This is a genomic window from Acinetobacter colistiniresistens, from assembly GCF_000413935.1.
Classification (GTDB): domain Bacteria; phylum Pseudomonadota; class Gammaproteobacteria; order Pseudomonadales; family Moraxellaceae; genus Acinetobacter; species Acinetobacter colistiniresistens.
This window is the reverse complement of record NZ_KE340382.1, coordinates 21,042-34,997: the sequence shown is the minus strand read 5'-3', so window position 1 is coordinate 34,997 and position 13,956 is coordinate 21,042. Positions and strand designations below refer to the sequence as shown.

Genomic DNA, 13,956 nt, shown 5'->3' with positions numbered 1-13,956 from the left:
CTGATCAGTAAGTAGAAAGTGTGCTATAACGCAAAAAACAGTCAAGATAATGATGAACAGGACAATATAAATGATTGACTTATATTATTGGGGGACACCCAATGGGCATAAAATAACAATTGCCTTAGAGGAAATGGGACTCGACTATCAGATTTTCCCAATTAATATTTTAGAAAACGATCAGTTTCAACCTGATTTTCTAAGAATTTCTCCCAATAATAAAATTCCAGCAATTGTTGATCAAAATGGCCCACGAGGTGAACCGATTTCAGTGTTTGAGTCAGGTGCGATCTTGCAATATTTAGGTCGAAAAACTGGACTGTTTTATCCAACAGATGAACAAGAGCGTGTTGAGGTGGAACAGTGGTTGATGTGGCAAATGGGCGGTTTTGGTCCAATGCTGGGACAAAATCATCATTTCAATAAATTTGCACCCGAACGAATTCCTTATGCCATTGAACGTTATATCAATGAAACCAAAAGACTTTATACTGTTTTAAATAAGCAATTGATTGGGCAAAAGTTTGTGGCAGGTGAATACTCGATTGCCGATATGGCAATCTTGCCTTGGGCATTACGTTACGAGTGGCAAGGTATTCAACTTGAGGACTATCCTTATGTGAAAGACTACATTGAACGTCTTACAGCTCGTCCTGCGATACAAAAAGCCTTATCGATCAAAGTGGGATGAGCCCGAATCAAAAGGCTGGATGGCGTTGCTATTTCAAACATTGGGTGATTGCGATGGGATTGTTGTTGATAACGGCAATTTCATGCAGCCTCATGCAGTATTTTCTTGGAATTGATATTTTCTGGTTTATTGTTTTCGCCTTTATCGGAAGTCTCAGTTTAATTTTTTCATCTTTATTTGCTTGGTTGCAGCTTGAAACAGGAAATTCATATTTCAGTACAGTGGTGTTTGTTGGATTTTTAAATGTATATCTAGTGTTATACATTTATCTTGATCTTACCGTGCCTATTGACTGGGCAGCAGTCTCTGCGGGTGAAATACAGCTGACCTGGTACCAAAAAATGGTCAGGTCTGATCTGACCTTTTGGATCGGATTTCTTTTTCCATTCATTTTTTCAGTCGTACATTTTTCTGTCCGATCAAGAACAGCCAAAAGCAAAAACTAATTTCTGGTAAAACCATACTTTTATTTCTCTTAGCATGGTTGTTTTATAATTGTGTAATTTTTCATCTGGTCTGCGCATGTTCAAGCTACGATGCTTTAAGTTCAAAAAAGATAACGTATCATGCAAACTCAAATATCCGCCCTTTATTTAAAAAAGCTTGGTTTTGAAGGCGAATTTTTACCGACCTTGGATCATCTTAAGACCTTACTAAACCTGCATGTGCAAACCATTCCTTTTGGCAATTTTTCTTCTTTTCTTGGAGAGGAGGTCTCTTTAGAACCCTATCAACTTGCTCAGAAATTATTGTTTGATGGACGCGAAGGCTATTGCCTTGAGCAGAGTACCTTGACCAGAATTGCACTGACTGAATTGGGCTATGAAGCCTATAACGTGTTGGGTCGGGTCTATTATCAGAGTACGCCGATCACTACACCTGTGCGTACACATTTGGTCACAGTGGTTCGTATCAATCAGCAATTGTTCTTATATGATCCAGGATTTGGCGGGATGACACCAACTACGACCTTGTCTCTTGATCAAATTGGTGAAACACAGCAAACACCATTAGAACCCTTTAGATGGGTAGATGTCGAGCAGAGTGGTTTGGATCATTCGGTATTAACCGAGATGAAATATATGCTGCAAGTTTACCTTCAGGATCAGTGGGTGAATGTCTATGCGATTAACCCCCAACAGCATATTGCAGATGCGGATGCCTTGGTTGCCAATTGGTATATTTCGACCTCGCCTGAATCCTTGTTTACCCAGCATTTAATGTTGTTTACAGCCAACACCATTGCACGTACGACGCTCAAAGATGGTGTACTTCGAATTCATGGCAAAGGACAATCTGATAAAAAAGAGTTATCCACTTTTGAAGCGTTTGAGGATGTGATTAAAACCGTATTTCGAATGAATATTTCGCAACAGCAGCTTAAAGCAGCTTGGGCAAAATTAGCCTTGAATCCATAGTGTTCACGTTATAAGGTCTGCTCTTGATGATGTGCTGATCCTAGTTTGAGTGAATCCTGTTTTGATGTCCTATTTTTTATTATTTCTCTCAGCCTTTGGCGCTGCGACCTTATTACCGTTACAGTCTGAAGCGGTATTAATGACATTATTGGTACAAGGACTTTCAAATCCTTTTTATCTAATTTTAGTTGCGACCATTGGTAATGTCTTGGGTTCCTGTGTGAATTGGTGGCTTGGACTGAAAATTGAACATTTTAAAGATAAGAAATGGTTTCCTGTTTCAGAGCAACGGTTGCTACAAGCACAACAGATTTATCATAAATATGGTTTTTATTCATTGCTACTGAGTTGGACGCCCGTGATTGGTGATCCCATTACCTTGATTGCTGGGTTGATGAAAGAAAACTTTTGGCGATTCTTGTTGATTGTCACAATCGCCAAAGGTGGGCGATATCTCACCTTATACGCACTCTATTTAGGAATCTTTTAAAAAAGGGAAAGATATGATGCTTTCCCTTTCAGTTTATTGATTATTGCCTTTAGTGATATCAACTTTGAATAAGTCACTGGTTTTAAACCAGCAGTAACTCACCACCGCCAGTGTCATACAACCGCCAAGAATGGTTGCGGTGATGGTGCCAAGATATTTAGCTGCGAGACCTGATTCAAAAGCACCTAGTTCATTGCTTGAAGATACAAACATGCCGTTTACTGCTGCGACACGGCCTCGCATATTTTCGGGTGGGAAAATTTGCAATACAGTTTGACGAACTACAACGGAAACACTGTCACAAGCCCCTGTCATGGCTAGGGCAAATAGGGACAACCACATATTGTTTGAGAAGGCGAACAAAATGGTAAAAATACCAAAGCCCGCGACGGCCAACAGCATATTACGCCACGCATGATGCATAGGAGGGAACTTGGTTAGTACAATCATGGTGATTAGTGCACCAATCGATGGCGCAGCACGTAAATAGCCAAGACCTTCAGGCCCCACCTTTAAAATTTCTTCAGCAAAAATCGGCAAAAGGGCAATCACGCCACCAAATAGAACGGAAACGAGATCCAGTGAAATAGCCCACAGAACAATCTTGGTTTTCCAGATAAAGCGGAAACCATCGGTCAGGCTTTGCAGGACATTCTCAGTTTCCATTTTTGGGAAAGTACGGTTCTGTAAGCAATTAATCAAAATAAAACAGACCGCCAATAAGATCGATACGGCAAAGAGACTGTTTTCTCGGCCAAGAAAGGCCAGCATAAAACCACCCAGCATTGGCCCAATGATCACACCACTTTGCCAGCCAATAGTGGTCCAAGTGGCACCATTGGCATACAGTTCACGTGGAATCAAAAAAGGTTTCAGTGAGGTCGCAGATGGATTGTAAAAACCCCGAATGGTGCCTAAGGCAAAGATGACGGCATAGATACCCCAAGACAGCGTGCTAATGCCAATTTTTTCTAAGCCATGTAAATGGAATAAGCTCCAAAGCACCAAAGGCAAAGGAATGGAAAAGAATAAACAGACTTTCATAATACTTTGCTTATTCAGCTTATCCGCAAAATATCCCCCCCATAAGGACAGGGTGATGAAGGGAATCGCTTCGGCCAGACCAATGAAACCCAGCGTAAGTGGGTCACGTGTGATTTGATAGAGTGAATACGCCACGATAATTTCCTGAATCAAGATCGCCAGCGTTAAGCAAAATTGATTGAGGGTGACGATAGAGAAATCCCGATAGCGCAAGGCGGCGAAAGCGTCATTCTGTATATTCATATGGATAGAGATTTAAGAATTTGTATTTATTATATGCGCTGATTTTGTGCATGTTTCTCATCGTTTGAGAATTAATTATGGGAAATAACGTTTGCTGAAAACAGCGCTATTTCTGTCAAAAAATGAGCATTCTGCTTTTGTTTTGGGTAGAGATACTATATGATACTGCCTTCCTTACCTGCAGGTTGATTTGCAATAGTGCAAACGTGCCGAACAGGTGCCCAAAAGAGGTTACTATGGCTAAGTTAAAAACTCGCCGTGGTGCAGCTAAACGCTTTAAAGCGACTGCAAACGGTTTCAAGCGCAAACAAGCATTCAAGCGCCACATTTTGACCAAAAAATCTGCTAAGCGTATCCGTCAATTGCGCGGTTGTGTAATGGTTCACGTAAGTGACGTTGCATCAGTTCGTGCTATGTGCCCATACATCTAAGGAGATTATAAATGGCTCGTGTAAAACGTGGTGTAGTGGCTCATCGCCGTCACAAAAAAATTCTTGCTCGCGCTAAAGGTTACTATGGTGCTCGTTCACGCGTTTATCGCGTAGCGTTCCAAGCGGTAATCAAAGCTGGTCAATACGCTTACCGTGACCGCCGTCAAAAGAAACGTCAATTCCGTGCTTTATGGATTGCGCGTATCAATGCTGGTGCTCGTCAAAACGGTTTGTCATACAGCCGTATGATCGATGGCTTGAAAAAAGCTCAAGTGATCATCGACCGTCGCGTATTAGCTGACATCGCTATGCATGATGCAATCGCATTTGCTGCTTTAGCTGAAAAAGCTAAAGGCGCATTAGCTGCATAAGCTTAGAGATTCAAAGAAGGCCGCTTTTTAGCGGTCTTTTTTATTTTTAGGGTATTGGATTTTCAACAATAGATAATAATCAGAGATAGATGATGCAAGACGAACAATTTTTAAATGATTTAATTCAACAAGTCCAACAAGGGCGTCAATTTAAATATTTATATTTCTGGGGACATACCCCAAAGCAAAACAATCATGTGGATAAAAGTTGTTTTAGCCAGTGGTTTCCATCGCCATTTAAACAGGATGGCGTTGAATATCTCACGGCTGAACATTATATGATGGCACAAAAAGCCAAACTCTTTAATGATGATGAGGTATTTGATCAGATTTTGAAGGTCACACATCCAAATGAAGCAAAACAGCTCGGTCGTAAAGTACAGCACTATGATGAACAGCTCTGGCAGCAAAAACGTTTTGAAATCGTGGTACAGGCAAATTTGGCCAAATTCTCACAATATCCAGAATTAAGCGATTTCTTACTTGCCACACATGATCGTATTTTGGTTGAAGCATCGCCTGTTGATAAGGTTTGGGGAATTGGTCTGGCACAAGATCACCAGCAGATCCAAGATCCGAGCCAATGGCAGGGGCTAAACTTACTTGGTTTTGCACTCATGCAGGTTCGTATCCAGCTTTCAACTTTGTAGTATTTAGCTGATCTAGGAGTAATTATGCGCAGACAATATCACTTTAGAGCAGTGGGTAAGGATACTTATATCTGGGATGTACATCATTTGCTTAAGTTAACCCAAAACTTGATGCCTAAGAAGGTTTTATTGGCTGATATTCAAGAGTTAAACGAAGCCTATTGGTTTCCAGATCAATATCCAACAACCCAACAAATCATTGAGCACTTTCAATTGATTCAAGACGCTGATCTAAGTTATCCAATTATCTTGTGTGCGCAAGGGAGAGTCATGGATGGAATGCATCGTGTCGCTAAAGCCAGTTTACTTCAACAAAAAGATATTCTCGCCGTACAATTTGAACAAACGCCTGAACCAGACTTTATCAATGTGGATGAAGATGACTTGGATTATGAGGATTAAATCAATCTCTTGATTGACTTGAAGATTACATAACCCAAACAGGTTCGATTAGACTTTTGCACTGGAATCTTTTTACAGTAGAGAAAACAACATCAGGGTAAAAACATGTTAGTGAGTGTAGAAGGGTTACAGCAAGGCGCATTTGAAACTGAACTGAGTATCGTGCCAAGAAAGGGTGAAACCATCCGAATTTTTTATGGGCCAGATGCTGAAGTTGAGGGTGAAATTGCAAATGTGCATCACATTGTCAATCAGCATGATGGTGGGCATAAAGTCATTATAACAATTCGACCGACATTCTAATTCGATAAAAGAAAAAACCTAGAGGATGTGATCTAGGTTTTTTTATTTGCAGGGTGATTACAGGCCAAAATAATAAGCAAGCAGACAGATAATCACAGTCAAGATAATCAGTTTAATCACACCTGATGCACCCACTTTATGATGCTGGGCTTTATCAGGTTGATGCGGGATTTCCATGGTTCGATCAATGATTTCAGGTTCTTCCGCTGTCAATTGAGCCGTCTGGTAATGATTTGCTGTTTTCACAATCAGCTTGGCAAATAAATCATCGGTCTTCTGTGAAAAATTACGTAAATTGATTTGTTCTTCAGGGCTAAGCAATTGGCCTGTCGTTGTATAGGGATGTTGTCTTTGTTGTTGCAAATAATCAGCCAAAGCTTGAGTCCGATGTAAGAGACGATGTGCAACATCTGCAGGATAATCGGTTGGAATTAAGGCGAGTTGCGGGTTTGGTGGACTGATCGGGTCGAGTTCATAGCCATAGAAAGGCAAATCTTGTTGTTCTGGTTCTGAGAAATGTTCTGCGTATTTGCTGTCAAACAGTTCTTTCTCCAAGAAAATGGCCGCCTGATTCCAATTGACCTTCTGTAAGTCGGTATCAATTTTTTTAGCGAATTTATCATTCAACTCATAACGCCACAATACTTCTTGGCGGAGGGTGATTTGTTGTGATGAAGGAGCATCAAAGGCTTGATCACTGTTATCCCATTCAGCCAGTTCTTGCCCACAAATCCACGCGGTTTTTTTATTGCCTTGGTGGCTCACAATAAAATGTGCAAAGGGAAGTAGCTCGACATTGGCATTGGGGTTTTGCTCATCATTCAGTACGCTGGATAAATGTAGGCTGAGTTTTTTAACCCCTTGTTTTTTCAAGCCTTCAAGCCAAATCTGGAAGTGTTGTGCCAACAGGTGCTGGGAGAGTAAATCTCTAAAGACCAGTCGATTTTGATTGAGAATCGGATGTTCAATCCAGCGGCTAAAATTGAGTTCACCTGCAAGAAACTCATTGCCATAAGTCACAAGTGTAAGCTGTTGTTTCCAGATTTGATCAAGCGCCATCGTTATTCTTTCTCATTGACGGATATCGTTATCTTATACATTTTATTCAATTATTGAGCATTTTTTTACGAAAATTTAAAGGATTAATTGGGTGATCTGGCGATTTTATCTTCAGATTTATGATCGAAAAAGGATGCTATTTAAACAGTGGTTTATCTTCATAAAATAGGTAAAAAGCTGATAAACTATAGCGTTTTATTATATTTCTATATTTTGTTGCTTTGAGAGTTACTATGTCACTGGAAGCCCTGACCACTGAAGCGCTTGCTGCCATTGCAGCGGCTCAAGACCTTGCTGCACTCGATCAAGTTCGTGTGCAATTTACAGGGAAGAAAAGCCAGCTTGCAGAGCAGTCGAAAGCGCTTGGCAAAATGGATCCTGAAGAGCGAAAAGTACAAGGTGCTGCGATTCATGCTGTGCGTGAAGCAATCAATACAGCTTTGACTGAGCGTCAACAGACATTACAACAAGCTGAACTTGCAAAAAAACTGGCAAGTGAAACCATTGATATTACTTTACCAGGTCGCGGTCAGCGCATGGGGAGTATTCATCCTGTTACTCAGGTACAAGAGCGTATTTGCCAATTCTTTACCAAAGCAGGTTTCCAAGTAGCACACGGTCCAGAAGTTGAAGATGACTATCACAACTTTGAAGCCCTAAATATTCCTGGGCATCACCCAGCCCGTGCCATGCACGACACCTTTTACTTTGACGCAACTCATCTGCTACGTACCCATACTTCGGGTGTGCAAATCCGAACCATGGAAACCAGCCAGCCGCCGATCCGTATCGTGTGTCCGGGGCGTGTTTATCGTTGTGACTCGGATCAAACCCATTCGCCAATGTTCCATCAGATCGAAGGGTTGTACGTTGCTGAAAATACCAGTTTTGCTGAGTTAAAGGGTTTGTTGATTAACTTGCTCAATGAATTCTTTGAAAAAGATTTAAAAGTACGTTTCCGTCCATCTTACTTCCCATTCACTGAGCCAAGCGCTGAAGTGGATATCATGGATGAACGTGGTCGTTGGTTAGAAGTTTTAGGCTGTGGCATGGTACATCCAAATGTACTGCGTGCTGCAGGAATTGATCCTGATAAATACAAGGGCTTTGCCTTTGGTCTAGGGGTAGAGCGTTTTGCAATGTTGCGTTATGGCATCAATGATTTACGTATGTTCTACCAAAATGATGTGCGTTTCTTACGCCAGTTTGCCTAAACAGTTTTTCAGGATTAAAGAAGGTTTATACACATGAAAATTAGTGAAAATTGGTTGCGCAGCTGGGTAAACCCAGCCATTGATAGCGATACATTGTCTGATCAATTGACCATGTTGGGTTTGGAAGTTGATGAGTTAGCACCTGTTGCAAAACCATTTACGGGTGTAGTTGTCGGTGAAGTGCTCACAGTTGAACAACACCCAGATGCAGATCGTTTACGTGTGACTACGATTAATATCGGTTCAGGTGAACCCTTACAGATCGTATGTGGTGCGCCAAATGTTCGCGTGGGCATGAAAGCCCCTGTTGCGACGATTGGTGCAGTACTGCCAGGTGATTTTAAAATTAAAAAAGGCAAGTTACGTGGTGTTGAGTCTCAAGGCATGCTTTGCGGTGCTTCTGAAATTGATTTAGAAGACAAAATTGATGGTTTGTTAGAATTGCCTGCTGATGCGCCAGTGGGAATGAATATTCGTGAATATTTAAAACTTGATGACAATGTGATTGACATCAGTATTACGCCAAACCGTGGTGATTGTTTCAGTATTCGTGGTATTGCCCGTGAAATCGCAGTCATTAACCAGCTTGAACTGAATGAACCGAAGATTCAAGCCATTCCAGCGACCATCGCGGATGAGAAAACGGTTAACATCAGCACAGAGGGTACGCCTCGTTATTTAGGTCGTATCGTTAAGAATGTGAATGTGAAAGCGCCGACACCTGAATGGATGGAACAAGCATTGTCACGTTCAGGCATTCGCACGCATAGTATTTTGGTCGATATTACCAACTATGTATTGCTTGAACTTGGTCAACCGATGCATGCCTTTGACTTGGCCAAAATCGACGGTTCAATTCAAGTGCGCCAAGCACAACCTCAAGAAAAATTGACCTTGCTTAATGATCAAGAAGTTGAATTGCAAGATGACATGATGGTCATTGCAGATGACCAGAAGTTATTGGCGATTGCAGGGATCATGGGTGGGCTGGATTCATCGGTAATCGATGAGACTCAAGATATCTTCCTTGAAAGCGCATTCTTTGCACCTTTAGCCATTGCAGGTCGTGCACGTCGTTTCGGTTTGCATACTGATTCATCTCAGCGCTATGAGCGTGGTGTGGACTTTGAGTTGCCAATGATCGCAATGCATCGTGCTTCTGAGTTGATTCAAGCCTTTGCAGGCGGTGAGTTTGGTCCAATTACAGTTGCTGAGCAAGTTGCTTTATTGCCAAAGCGTGAAGCGATTGCATTAAAACAAGCACAAGTAGACCAGTTGTTGGGTTATCAAGTGGCGGGCGATTTTATTGCTGATGCGTTAACACGTTTGGGCTGTGTGGTTGAAAGTAAAGCACAAGGTGAATGGAGCGTCGTTCCGCCATCACATCGTTATGATATGGCAATTTATCAAGATCTGATTGAAGAAGTGGCGCGTATTCACGGCTATGACAATATTCAAATCAGTTTGCCAAAAATTGATGTGAAACTGGAAAAGTATCAAGACCGTTTTGAAATTGCACAATTGCGTCAAACTGCGGTGACATTAGGTTACCAAGAAGCCATTAGCTTTAGTTTTGCTGATGCCAAGCTTGAAAAGCAATTGAATCCAAATGTACATCCGTTAATGCTGGCTAATCCAATTTCAAGTGATTTGGCCGCAATGCGCAGTACCTTGTTATCAAGTCTGATCCCATGTGTACAGTACAATTTAAACCGTCAGCAACAGCGTGTACGTTTCTTTGAGCTTGGTCTGCGTTTTGATTATCAAAATGCACAAAGCATCCATGACCTAAAACAGATTCCAACCTTGGCATTAATCGCTGTTGGCTCACGTACCCCAGAGTCTTGGCATGCGAAGCCGCAGGCAATGGATTTCTTTGATTTCAAAGGTGAGGTTGAAGAGATTTTGGCTGCGGGGCGTATCGGTGCTGAGTTTGTTCGTACGGAACGTGCTTGGTTACATCCGGGTCAGTCAGCTGAGATTTTGGTGAATGGACAGTCGATTGGTTATCTCGGTCGCTTACATCCATCGTTGGAAAGTGAACTGGATTTGGGTACAACTTGGGTTGCTGAGCTGGATCAACAGGCTGTTTTGCAATCTTATGTATCTAATTTTACAGAATTATCACGTTTTCCATCGGTTAGACGTGATATTGCGCTTTTAATCTCTGATAATATTGAGGTAAGAGATATTCAGCGGTTAATTGAGCAAACTGGTGGCGAGTTACTTGACTCAACATGGTTGTTCGATGTGTATACGGGCCAAGGGGTTGAACAAGGCAAACGCTCTCTAGCTTTTGCAGTGCTCTGGCAACATCCAACTCGTACGCTTGAAGATGCTGAAATTAAATCTGGTATGGATAACATTATTCAAGTGTTGGAAGACACTTACCAAGCGACATTGAGGGCCTCATGACAGCATTAACAAAAGCAGATATGGCGGACCATTTAAGTGAGCTTACTAGCTTAAATCGCCGCGAAGCAAAACAAATGGTCGAGCTATTCTTTGACGAAATCAGTCAGGCATTAATTGCTGGCGAACAAGTCAAACTTTCTGGCTTCGGTAATTTCGAATTACGTGACAAACGTGAACGTCCAGGACGTAATCCAAAGACGGGTGAGGAGATTCCGATCTCTGCCCGTCGTGTGGTCACCTTCCGAGCGGGTCAGAAATTTAGACAGCGTGTTGGAAATGAGCAGATCGATTGATCTGCTTTTTTATACTTATATTTTAAGTTTTATTTTTGGACCAAAAAATTAGACATAAAAAAGAGAACCGTTAGGTTCTCTTTTTTATAATCTAAAATTAGATTATTGAGCAGCAGAAGCTTCAGCAGGAGCAGCTTCAGCAGCAACGTCAGAAGCAGCAGCTTCAGTAGTTGCAGCAACGTCAGAAGCAGCAGCAGCAACGTCAGAAGCAGCAGCGTCAACAGCTTCTACAGCGTCAGAAGCAGCAGCTACAGCTTCAGAAGCAGCAGCAGTAGCGTCAGTAGCTGGAGCTTCTTCTTTCTTAGAGCAACCAACGAAAGCTAAAGTAGTAGCAATAGCAGCAACAACAGCGAATTTTTTGAATAACATGGCATCACTCTCATAAATTTGTGAGATTAAAAAAAACCTGAGTTAGTCTGTTTGTGCTTTTATTATTCCTAAACGCTTTAGGTAACAACGCAGGGAGCAGTCTAACTGGTCTGTCGCTATCCTATCAAAGCCATTCATGAATTACTACTGTTCTGTCCAACAAAACGACAAAAATGGGCAGAATTTGGCTATTTTTTGATAGAAAATAACTATGGATAATAAAATTTAAATCGGTAAATTATGTGTTCTAGATAAGGTTTTTAAAATATTTTTAATTAAATCAATTTGATATAAAAATTGAAGAATTTTCATTATTCATGTAAAAATTCTGTAAGCGTGTCAACCAAATAAAAAAAGCTACCATTAAGGTAGCTTTTTTAGACTGAAACTTAAGTCGATGCTTTCCGTTTCATTTGATCAAAGAAGTCATCATTGGTTTTGGTTTCTTTCATTCGATCTAACAGGAATTCCATCGCAGCAAGTTCATCCATTGGATGCAGTAATTTACGTAAAATCCAAACTTTACGTAGATTTTCTTCACCCATTAAGCGTTCTTCGCGACGAGTACCTGATTTCTTGATGTTCATTGCAGGGAACACGCGTTTCTCAGCAATACGACGGTCAAGGGTAATCTCTTGGTTACCTGTACCTTTAAACTCTTCGTAGATGACATCATCCATCTTACTGCCCGTTTCAATCAACGCAGTCGAGATAATAGTCAGTGAACCGCCTTCTTCGATATTACGTGCAGCACCAAAGAAACGTTTTGGACGTTCGAGGGCGTGTGCATCGACACCACCCGTCAATACCTTACCTGATGAAGGAATCACGGTATTGTAAGCACGGGCAAGACGGGTAATCGAATCCAGTAAGATGACAACATCTTTTTTGTGTTCAACCAGACGTTTCGCTTTCTCAATCACCATTTCGGCAACTTGAACGTGGCGGGCAGGCGCTTCATCAAATGTTGATGCGACGACTTCACCACGGACGGTACGTTCCATTTCCGTGACTTCTTCAGGGCGTTCGTCAATTAAAAGCACAATTAAGAATACTTCAGGGTTATTACGAACAATGGATTGCGCAATAGTTTGCAATAACATTGTTTTACCCGCTTTCGGTGGCGCAACAATAATCGAGCGTTGACCTTTACCGATCGGGGCAATCAAATCGACAACACGAGAAGTCAAGTCTTCAGTTGTACCATTACCGAGTTCCATGACCAATTGTTCAGTTGGAAATAGCGGTGTAAGGTTTTCAAATAAAATCTTATTACGTGAATTTTCAGGTGTATCGTAGTTAATTTGGTTTACTTTCAATAAAGCAAAATAACGCTCACCTTCTTTAGGTGGACGAATCGTACCCGTAATGGTATCACCTGTACGCAGGTTAAAACGGCGAATCTGTGATGGGCTGACGTAAATGTCATCTGGTCCCGCTAAATATGAACCAGCCGCAGAGCGTAAAAAGCCAAAACCATCAGAAAGAATTTCGAGAACACCATCACCAAAGATTTCTTCGCCATTCATGGCATGGCGTTTTAGAATGGCAAAAATAATATCTTGTTTACGGTTACGTGCCATGCCTTCAAGGCCCATAAACTCCGCAATTTTGATGAGTTCGCCAATGGGTTTTTTCTTGAGTTCAGTTAAGTTCATAAGTGGTCAGACAGAATGGAATAAGTGGAGGACTACGTTAGGGAAAGAATAAAAAATCGACCGCATACATACATGCTGAGGTAATTGTATTTACACAACCACGATTCAGTAGTCTGGTTCATTGTTTCAGAGAGAAATGTGAAAACAATTGTTATTGCCGAGCGGCGATCTTATGTTTTGTGTCTTGTAAGAAGCGCAATGAAGTAGATTCCATTCAAAGCTTCTTGATCCAGAAATATAGAGGAAATCAAGCAAATTGTCAATTTTTACGAAGAAATACGCCATTTAAAAAAATAGCGTATTTCATCTATTGACCATGTAACAATCGAATTAGATGTTTTGGTCAATGAAAGCTGCAAGCTTTGAACGTGGTGCTGCGCCAACTTGTTGAGCAACAACTTCACCATTTTTAAACATCAATAATGCTGGAATATTACGGATATTGTATTTTACAGCAGTATCTTCACATGCAGTCACGTCAACTTTAACGATTTTTACTTTACCTGCATATTCATTGGATAAATCTTCAAGTACAGGTGCAATGGCTTTACATGGCGCACACCAGCCAGCCCAGAAATCAACAAGTACAGGAGTTTCAGCATCTAAAACATCTGCTTGGAAGTTTGCATCAGTTGTATTAACAATAGTCGCAGACATGAGGTTGCTCCAAATTTAAGGAATAAAGTGCGAATTTGATCATCATCACGATGAATATTACATTGCTACTTTACTGAATGTAAGGGTTTGTTCCGATTATTCAAGTTTGAAAATGAAAAGTCTAATGGATGCTCACGATGTTGATCATCGACTTCTACAATCATTTATGCACGAAAAGCGAAAATACGTGGCTTTTATTGCTTAAAATGACTTTAAAATTGTAAGCATGTGAATTACTCTAATGCGTG

The 13,956-nt window shown here is 41.1% G+C and carries 16 protein-coding genes and 1 pseudogene; 12 read left to right on the top strand and 5 right to left on the bottom strand.

All coding sequences use genetic code 11. The features are described from left to right. Window positions 1-70 precede the first annotated feature (70 nt). From F907_RS03405 to F907_RS03420, 4 genes are all read left to right on the top strand, one after another. Window positions 71-691, top strand: coding sequence for a glutathione S-transferase N-terminal domain-containing protein (locus F907_RS03405; RefSeq protein WP_005239641.1), 621 nt, complete (start codon window positions 71-73; stop codon window positions 689-691). Beyond that, a complete protein-coding gene (locus F907_RS03410; RefSeq protein ID WP_016653025.1) occupies window positions 688-1,137 on the top strand; it encodes a hypothetical protein in 450 nt (149 codons plus the stop codon). Before F907_RS03405 ends, F907_RS03410 begins: the two co-directional genes overlap by 4 nt. Window positions 1,138-1,257: 120 nt before the next feature. Continuing rightward, complete coding sequence (locus F907_RS03415; RefSeq protein ID WP_016653024.1) at window positions 1,258-2,109, top strand: arylamine N-acetyltransferase family protein; 852 nt, start codon at window positions 1,258-1,260, stop codon at window positions 2,107-2,109. Between the two features lie 64 nt (window positions 2,110-2,173). Further along, a complete protein-coding gene (locus tag F907_RS03420) occupies window positions 2,174-2,599 on the top strand; it encodes a YqaA family protein (RefSeq protein ID WP_016653023.1) in 426 nt (141 codons plus the stop codon). Between the two features lie 33 nt (window positions 2,600-2,632). On the opposite strand, the gene F907_RS03425 is transcribed toward F907_RS03420, so the two are convergent. Further along, window positions 2,633-3,886, bottom strand: coding sequence for an MFS transporter (locus F907_RS03425; RefSeq protein ID WP_016653022.1), 1,254 nt, complete (start codon window positions 3,884-3,886; stop codon window positions 2,633-2,635). A gap of 236 nt (window positions 3,887-4,122) precedes the next feature. Here F907_RS03425 and rpmI point away from each other — a divergent pair, with 236 nt between their 5' ends. The 5 genes from rpmI to F907_RS03450 all read left to right on the top strand — a co-directional run bounded on the left by rpmI (window position 4,123) and on the right by F907_RS03450 (window position 6,043). Continuing rightward, the gene (rpmI, locus tag F907_RS03430) at window positions 4,123-4,317 is read left to right on the top strand and encodes a 50S ribosomal protein L35 (RefSeq protein ID WP_004637967.1); all 195 of its coding nucleotides are present in this window, start codon (window positions 4,123-4,125) and stop codon (window positions 4,315-4,317) included. An 11-nt stretch (window positions 4,318-4,328) separates the two neighbouring features. Next, the gene (rplT, locus tag F907_RS03435) at window positions 4,329-4,688 is read left to right on the top strand and encodes a 50S ribosomal protein L20 (protein WP_004655655.1); all 360 of its coding nucleotides are present in this window, start codon (window positions 4,329-4,331) and stop codon (window positions 4,686-4,688) included. A 92-nt stretch (window positions 4,689-4,780) separates the two neighbouring features. Next, the gene (locus tag F907_RS03440; RefSeq protein ID WP_016653021.1) at window positions 4,781-5,338 is read left to right on the top strand and encodes an NADAR family protein; all 558 of its coding nucleotides are present in this window, start codon (window positions 4,781-4,783) and stop codon (window positions 5,336-5,338) included. Window positions 5,339-5,362: 24 nt separating this feature from the next. Next, window positions 5,363-5,740, top strand: a complete 378-nt coding sequence (locus tag F907_RS03445) for a hypothetical protein (protein ID WP_016653020.1) — start codon at window positions 5,363-5,365, stop codon at window positions 5,738-5,740. 105 nt (window positions 5,741-5,845) lie between these two features. Next, entirely contained in the window at window positions 5,846-6,043 is a 198-nt protein-coding gene (locus F907_RS03450) for a hypothetical protein (protein ID WP_005239609.1), read from the top strand. A 57-nt stretch (window positions 6,044-6,100) separates the two neighbouring features. On the opposite strand, the gene F907_RS03455 is transcribed toward F907_RS03450, so the two are convergent. After that, window positions 6,101-7,102, bottom strand: a complete 1,002-nt coding sequence (locus F907_RS03455; RefSeq protein ID WP_016653019.1) for a hypothetical protein — start codon at window positions 7,100-7,102, stop codon at window positions 6,101-6,103. Between the two features lie 233 nt (window positions 7,103-7,335). Between F907_RS03455 and pheS the strand changes: the two genes are divergently transcribed. The 3 genes from pheS to F907_RS03470 are packed head-to-tail and all read left to right on the top strand — an operon-like array spanning window position 7,336 to window position 11,024. Further along, window positions 7,336-8,316 (top strand): phenylalanine--tRNA ligase subunit alpha, encoded by a 981-nt coding sequence (gene pheS / locus F907_RS03460; RefSeq protein ID WP_005239606.1) that lies wholly within the window; start codon window positions 7,336-7,338, stop codon window positions 8,314-8,316. Between the two features lie 33 nt (window positions 8,317-8,349). Next, the gene (gene pheT, locus F907_RS03465; protein ID WP_016653018.1) at window positions 8,350-10,731 is read left to right on the top strand and encodes a phenylalanine--tRNA ligase subunit beta; all 2,382 of its coding nucleotides are present in this window, start codon (window positions 8,350-8,352) and stop codon (window positions 10,729-10,731) included. Beyond that, entirely contained in the window at window positions 10,728-11,024 is a 297-nt protein-coding gene (locus tag F907_RS03470; protein ID WP_000126166.1) for an integration host factor subunit alpha, read from the top strand. The genes pheT and F907_RS03470 overlap by 4 nt, the downstream gene beginning before the upstream one ends. 171 nt (window positions 11,025-11,195) lie before the next feature. Here the strand turns inward: F907_RS03470 and F907_RS03475 are convergent. The 3 genes and pseudogenes from F907_RS03475 to trxA form a co-directional block, all read right to left on the bottom strand. Continuing rightward, window positions 11,196-11,393 (bottom strand): annotated as a pseudogene (locus F907_RS03475) (hypothetical protein); the annotation flags it as partial. A 389-nt stretch (window positions 11,394-11,782) separates the two neighbouring features. Beyond that, a complete protein-coding gene (rho, locus tag F907_RS03480; protein ID WP_004881796.1) occupies window positions 11,783-13,051 on the bottom strand; it encodes a transcription termination factor Rho in 1,269 nt (422 codons plus the stop codon). Window positions 13,052-13,381: 330 nt separating this feature from the next. Beyond that, window positions 13,382-13,708 carry a thioredoxin gene (gene trxA, locus F907_RS03485; RefSeq protein ID WP_005239599.1) on the bottom strand — a complete coding sequence of 109 codons (327 nt, stop codon included), beginning with the start codon at window positions 13,706-13,708 and terminating at the stop codon, window positions 13,382-13,384. Window positions 13,709-13,956 lie beyond the last annotated feature (248 nt).

Coding starts and splice junctions, on each gene's coding strand:
- trxA (WP_005239599.1), bottom strand. CDS start 13,708: ATGTCTGCGACTATTGTTAATACAACTGATGCAAACTTCCAAGCAGAT.
- F907_RS03415 (WP_016653024.1), top strand. CDS start 1,258: ATGCAAACTCAAATATCCGCCCTTTATTTAAAAAAGCTTGGTTTTGAA.
- rho (WP_004881796.1), bottom strand. CDS start 13,051: ATGAACTTAACTGAACTCAAGAAAAAACCCATTGGCGAACTCATCAAA.
- F907_RS03445 (WP_016653020.1), top strand. CDS start 5,363: ATGCGCAGACAATATCACTTTAGAGCAGTGGGTAAGGATACTTATATC.
- F907_RS03470 (WP_000126166.1), top strand. CDS start 10,728: ATGACAGCATTAACAAAAGCAGATATGGCGGACCATTTAAGTGAGCTT.
- F907_RS03425 (WP_016653022.1), bottom strand. CDS start 3,886: ATGAATATACAGAATGACGCTTTCGCCGCCTTGCGCTATCGGGATTTC.
- pheT (WP_016653018.1), top strand. CDS start 8,350: ATGAAAATTAGTGAAAATTGGTTGCGCAGCTGGGTAAACCCAGCCATT.
- F907_RS03405 (WP_005239641.1), top strand. CDS start 71: ATGATTGACTTATATTATTGGGGGACACCCAATGGGCATAAAATAACA.
- rpmI (WP_004637967.1), top strand. CDS start 4,123: ATGGCTAAGTTAAAAACTCGCCGTGGTGCAGCTAAACGCTTTAAAGCG.
- F907_RS03410 (WP_016653025.1), top strand. CDS start 688: ATGAGCCCGAATCAAAAGGCTGGATGGCGTTGCTATTTCAAACATTGG.
- F907_RS03450 (WP_005239609.1), top strand. CDS start 5,846: ATGTTAGTGAGTGTAGAAGGGTTACAGCAAGGCGCATTTGAAACTGAA.
- F907_RS03440 (WP_016653021.1), top strand. CDS start 4,781: ATGCAAGACGAACAATTTTTAAATGATTTAATTCAACAAGTCCAACAA.
- F907_RS03455 (WP_016653019.1), bottom strand. CDS start 7,102: ATGGCGCTTGATCAAATCTGGAAACAACAGCTTACACTTGTGACTTAT.
- rplT (WP_004655655.1), top strand. CDS start 4,329: ATGGCTCGTGTAAAACGTGGTGTAGTGGCTCATCGCCGTCACAAAAAA.
- F907_RS03420 (WP_016653023.1), top strand. CDS start 2,174: ATGTCCTATTTTTTATTATTTCTCTCAGCCTTTGGCGCTGCGACCTTA.
- pheS (WP_005239606.1), top strand. CDS start 7,336: ATGTCACTGGAAGCCCTGACCACTGAAGCGCTTGCTGCCATTGCAGCG.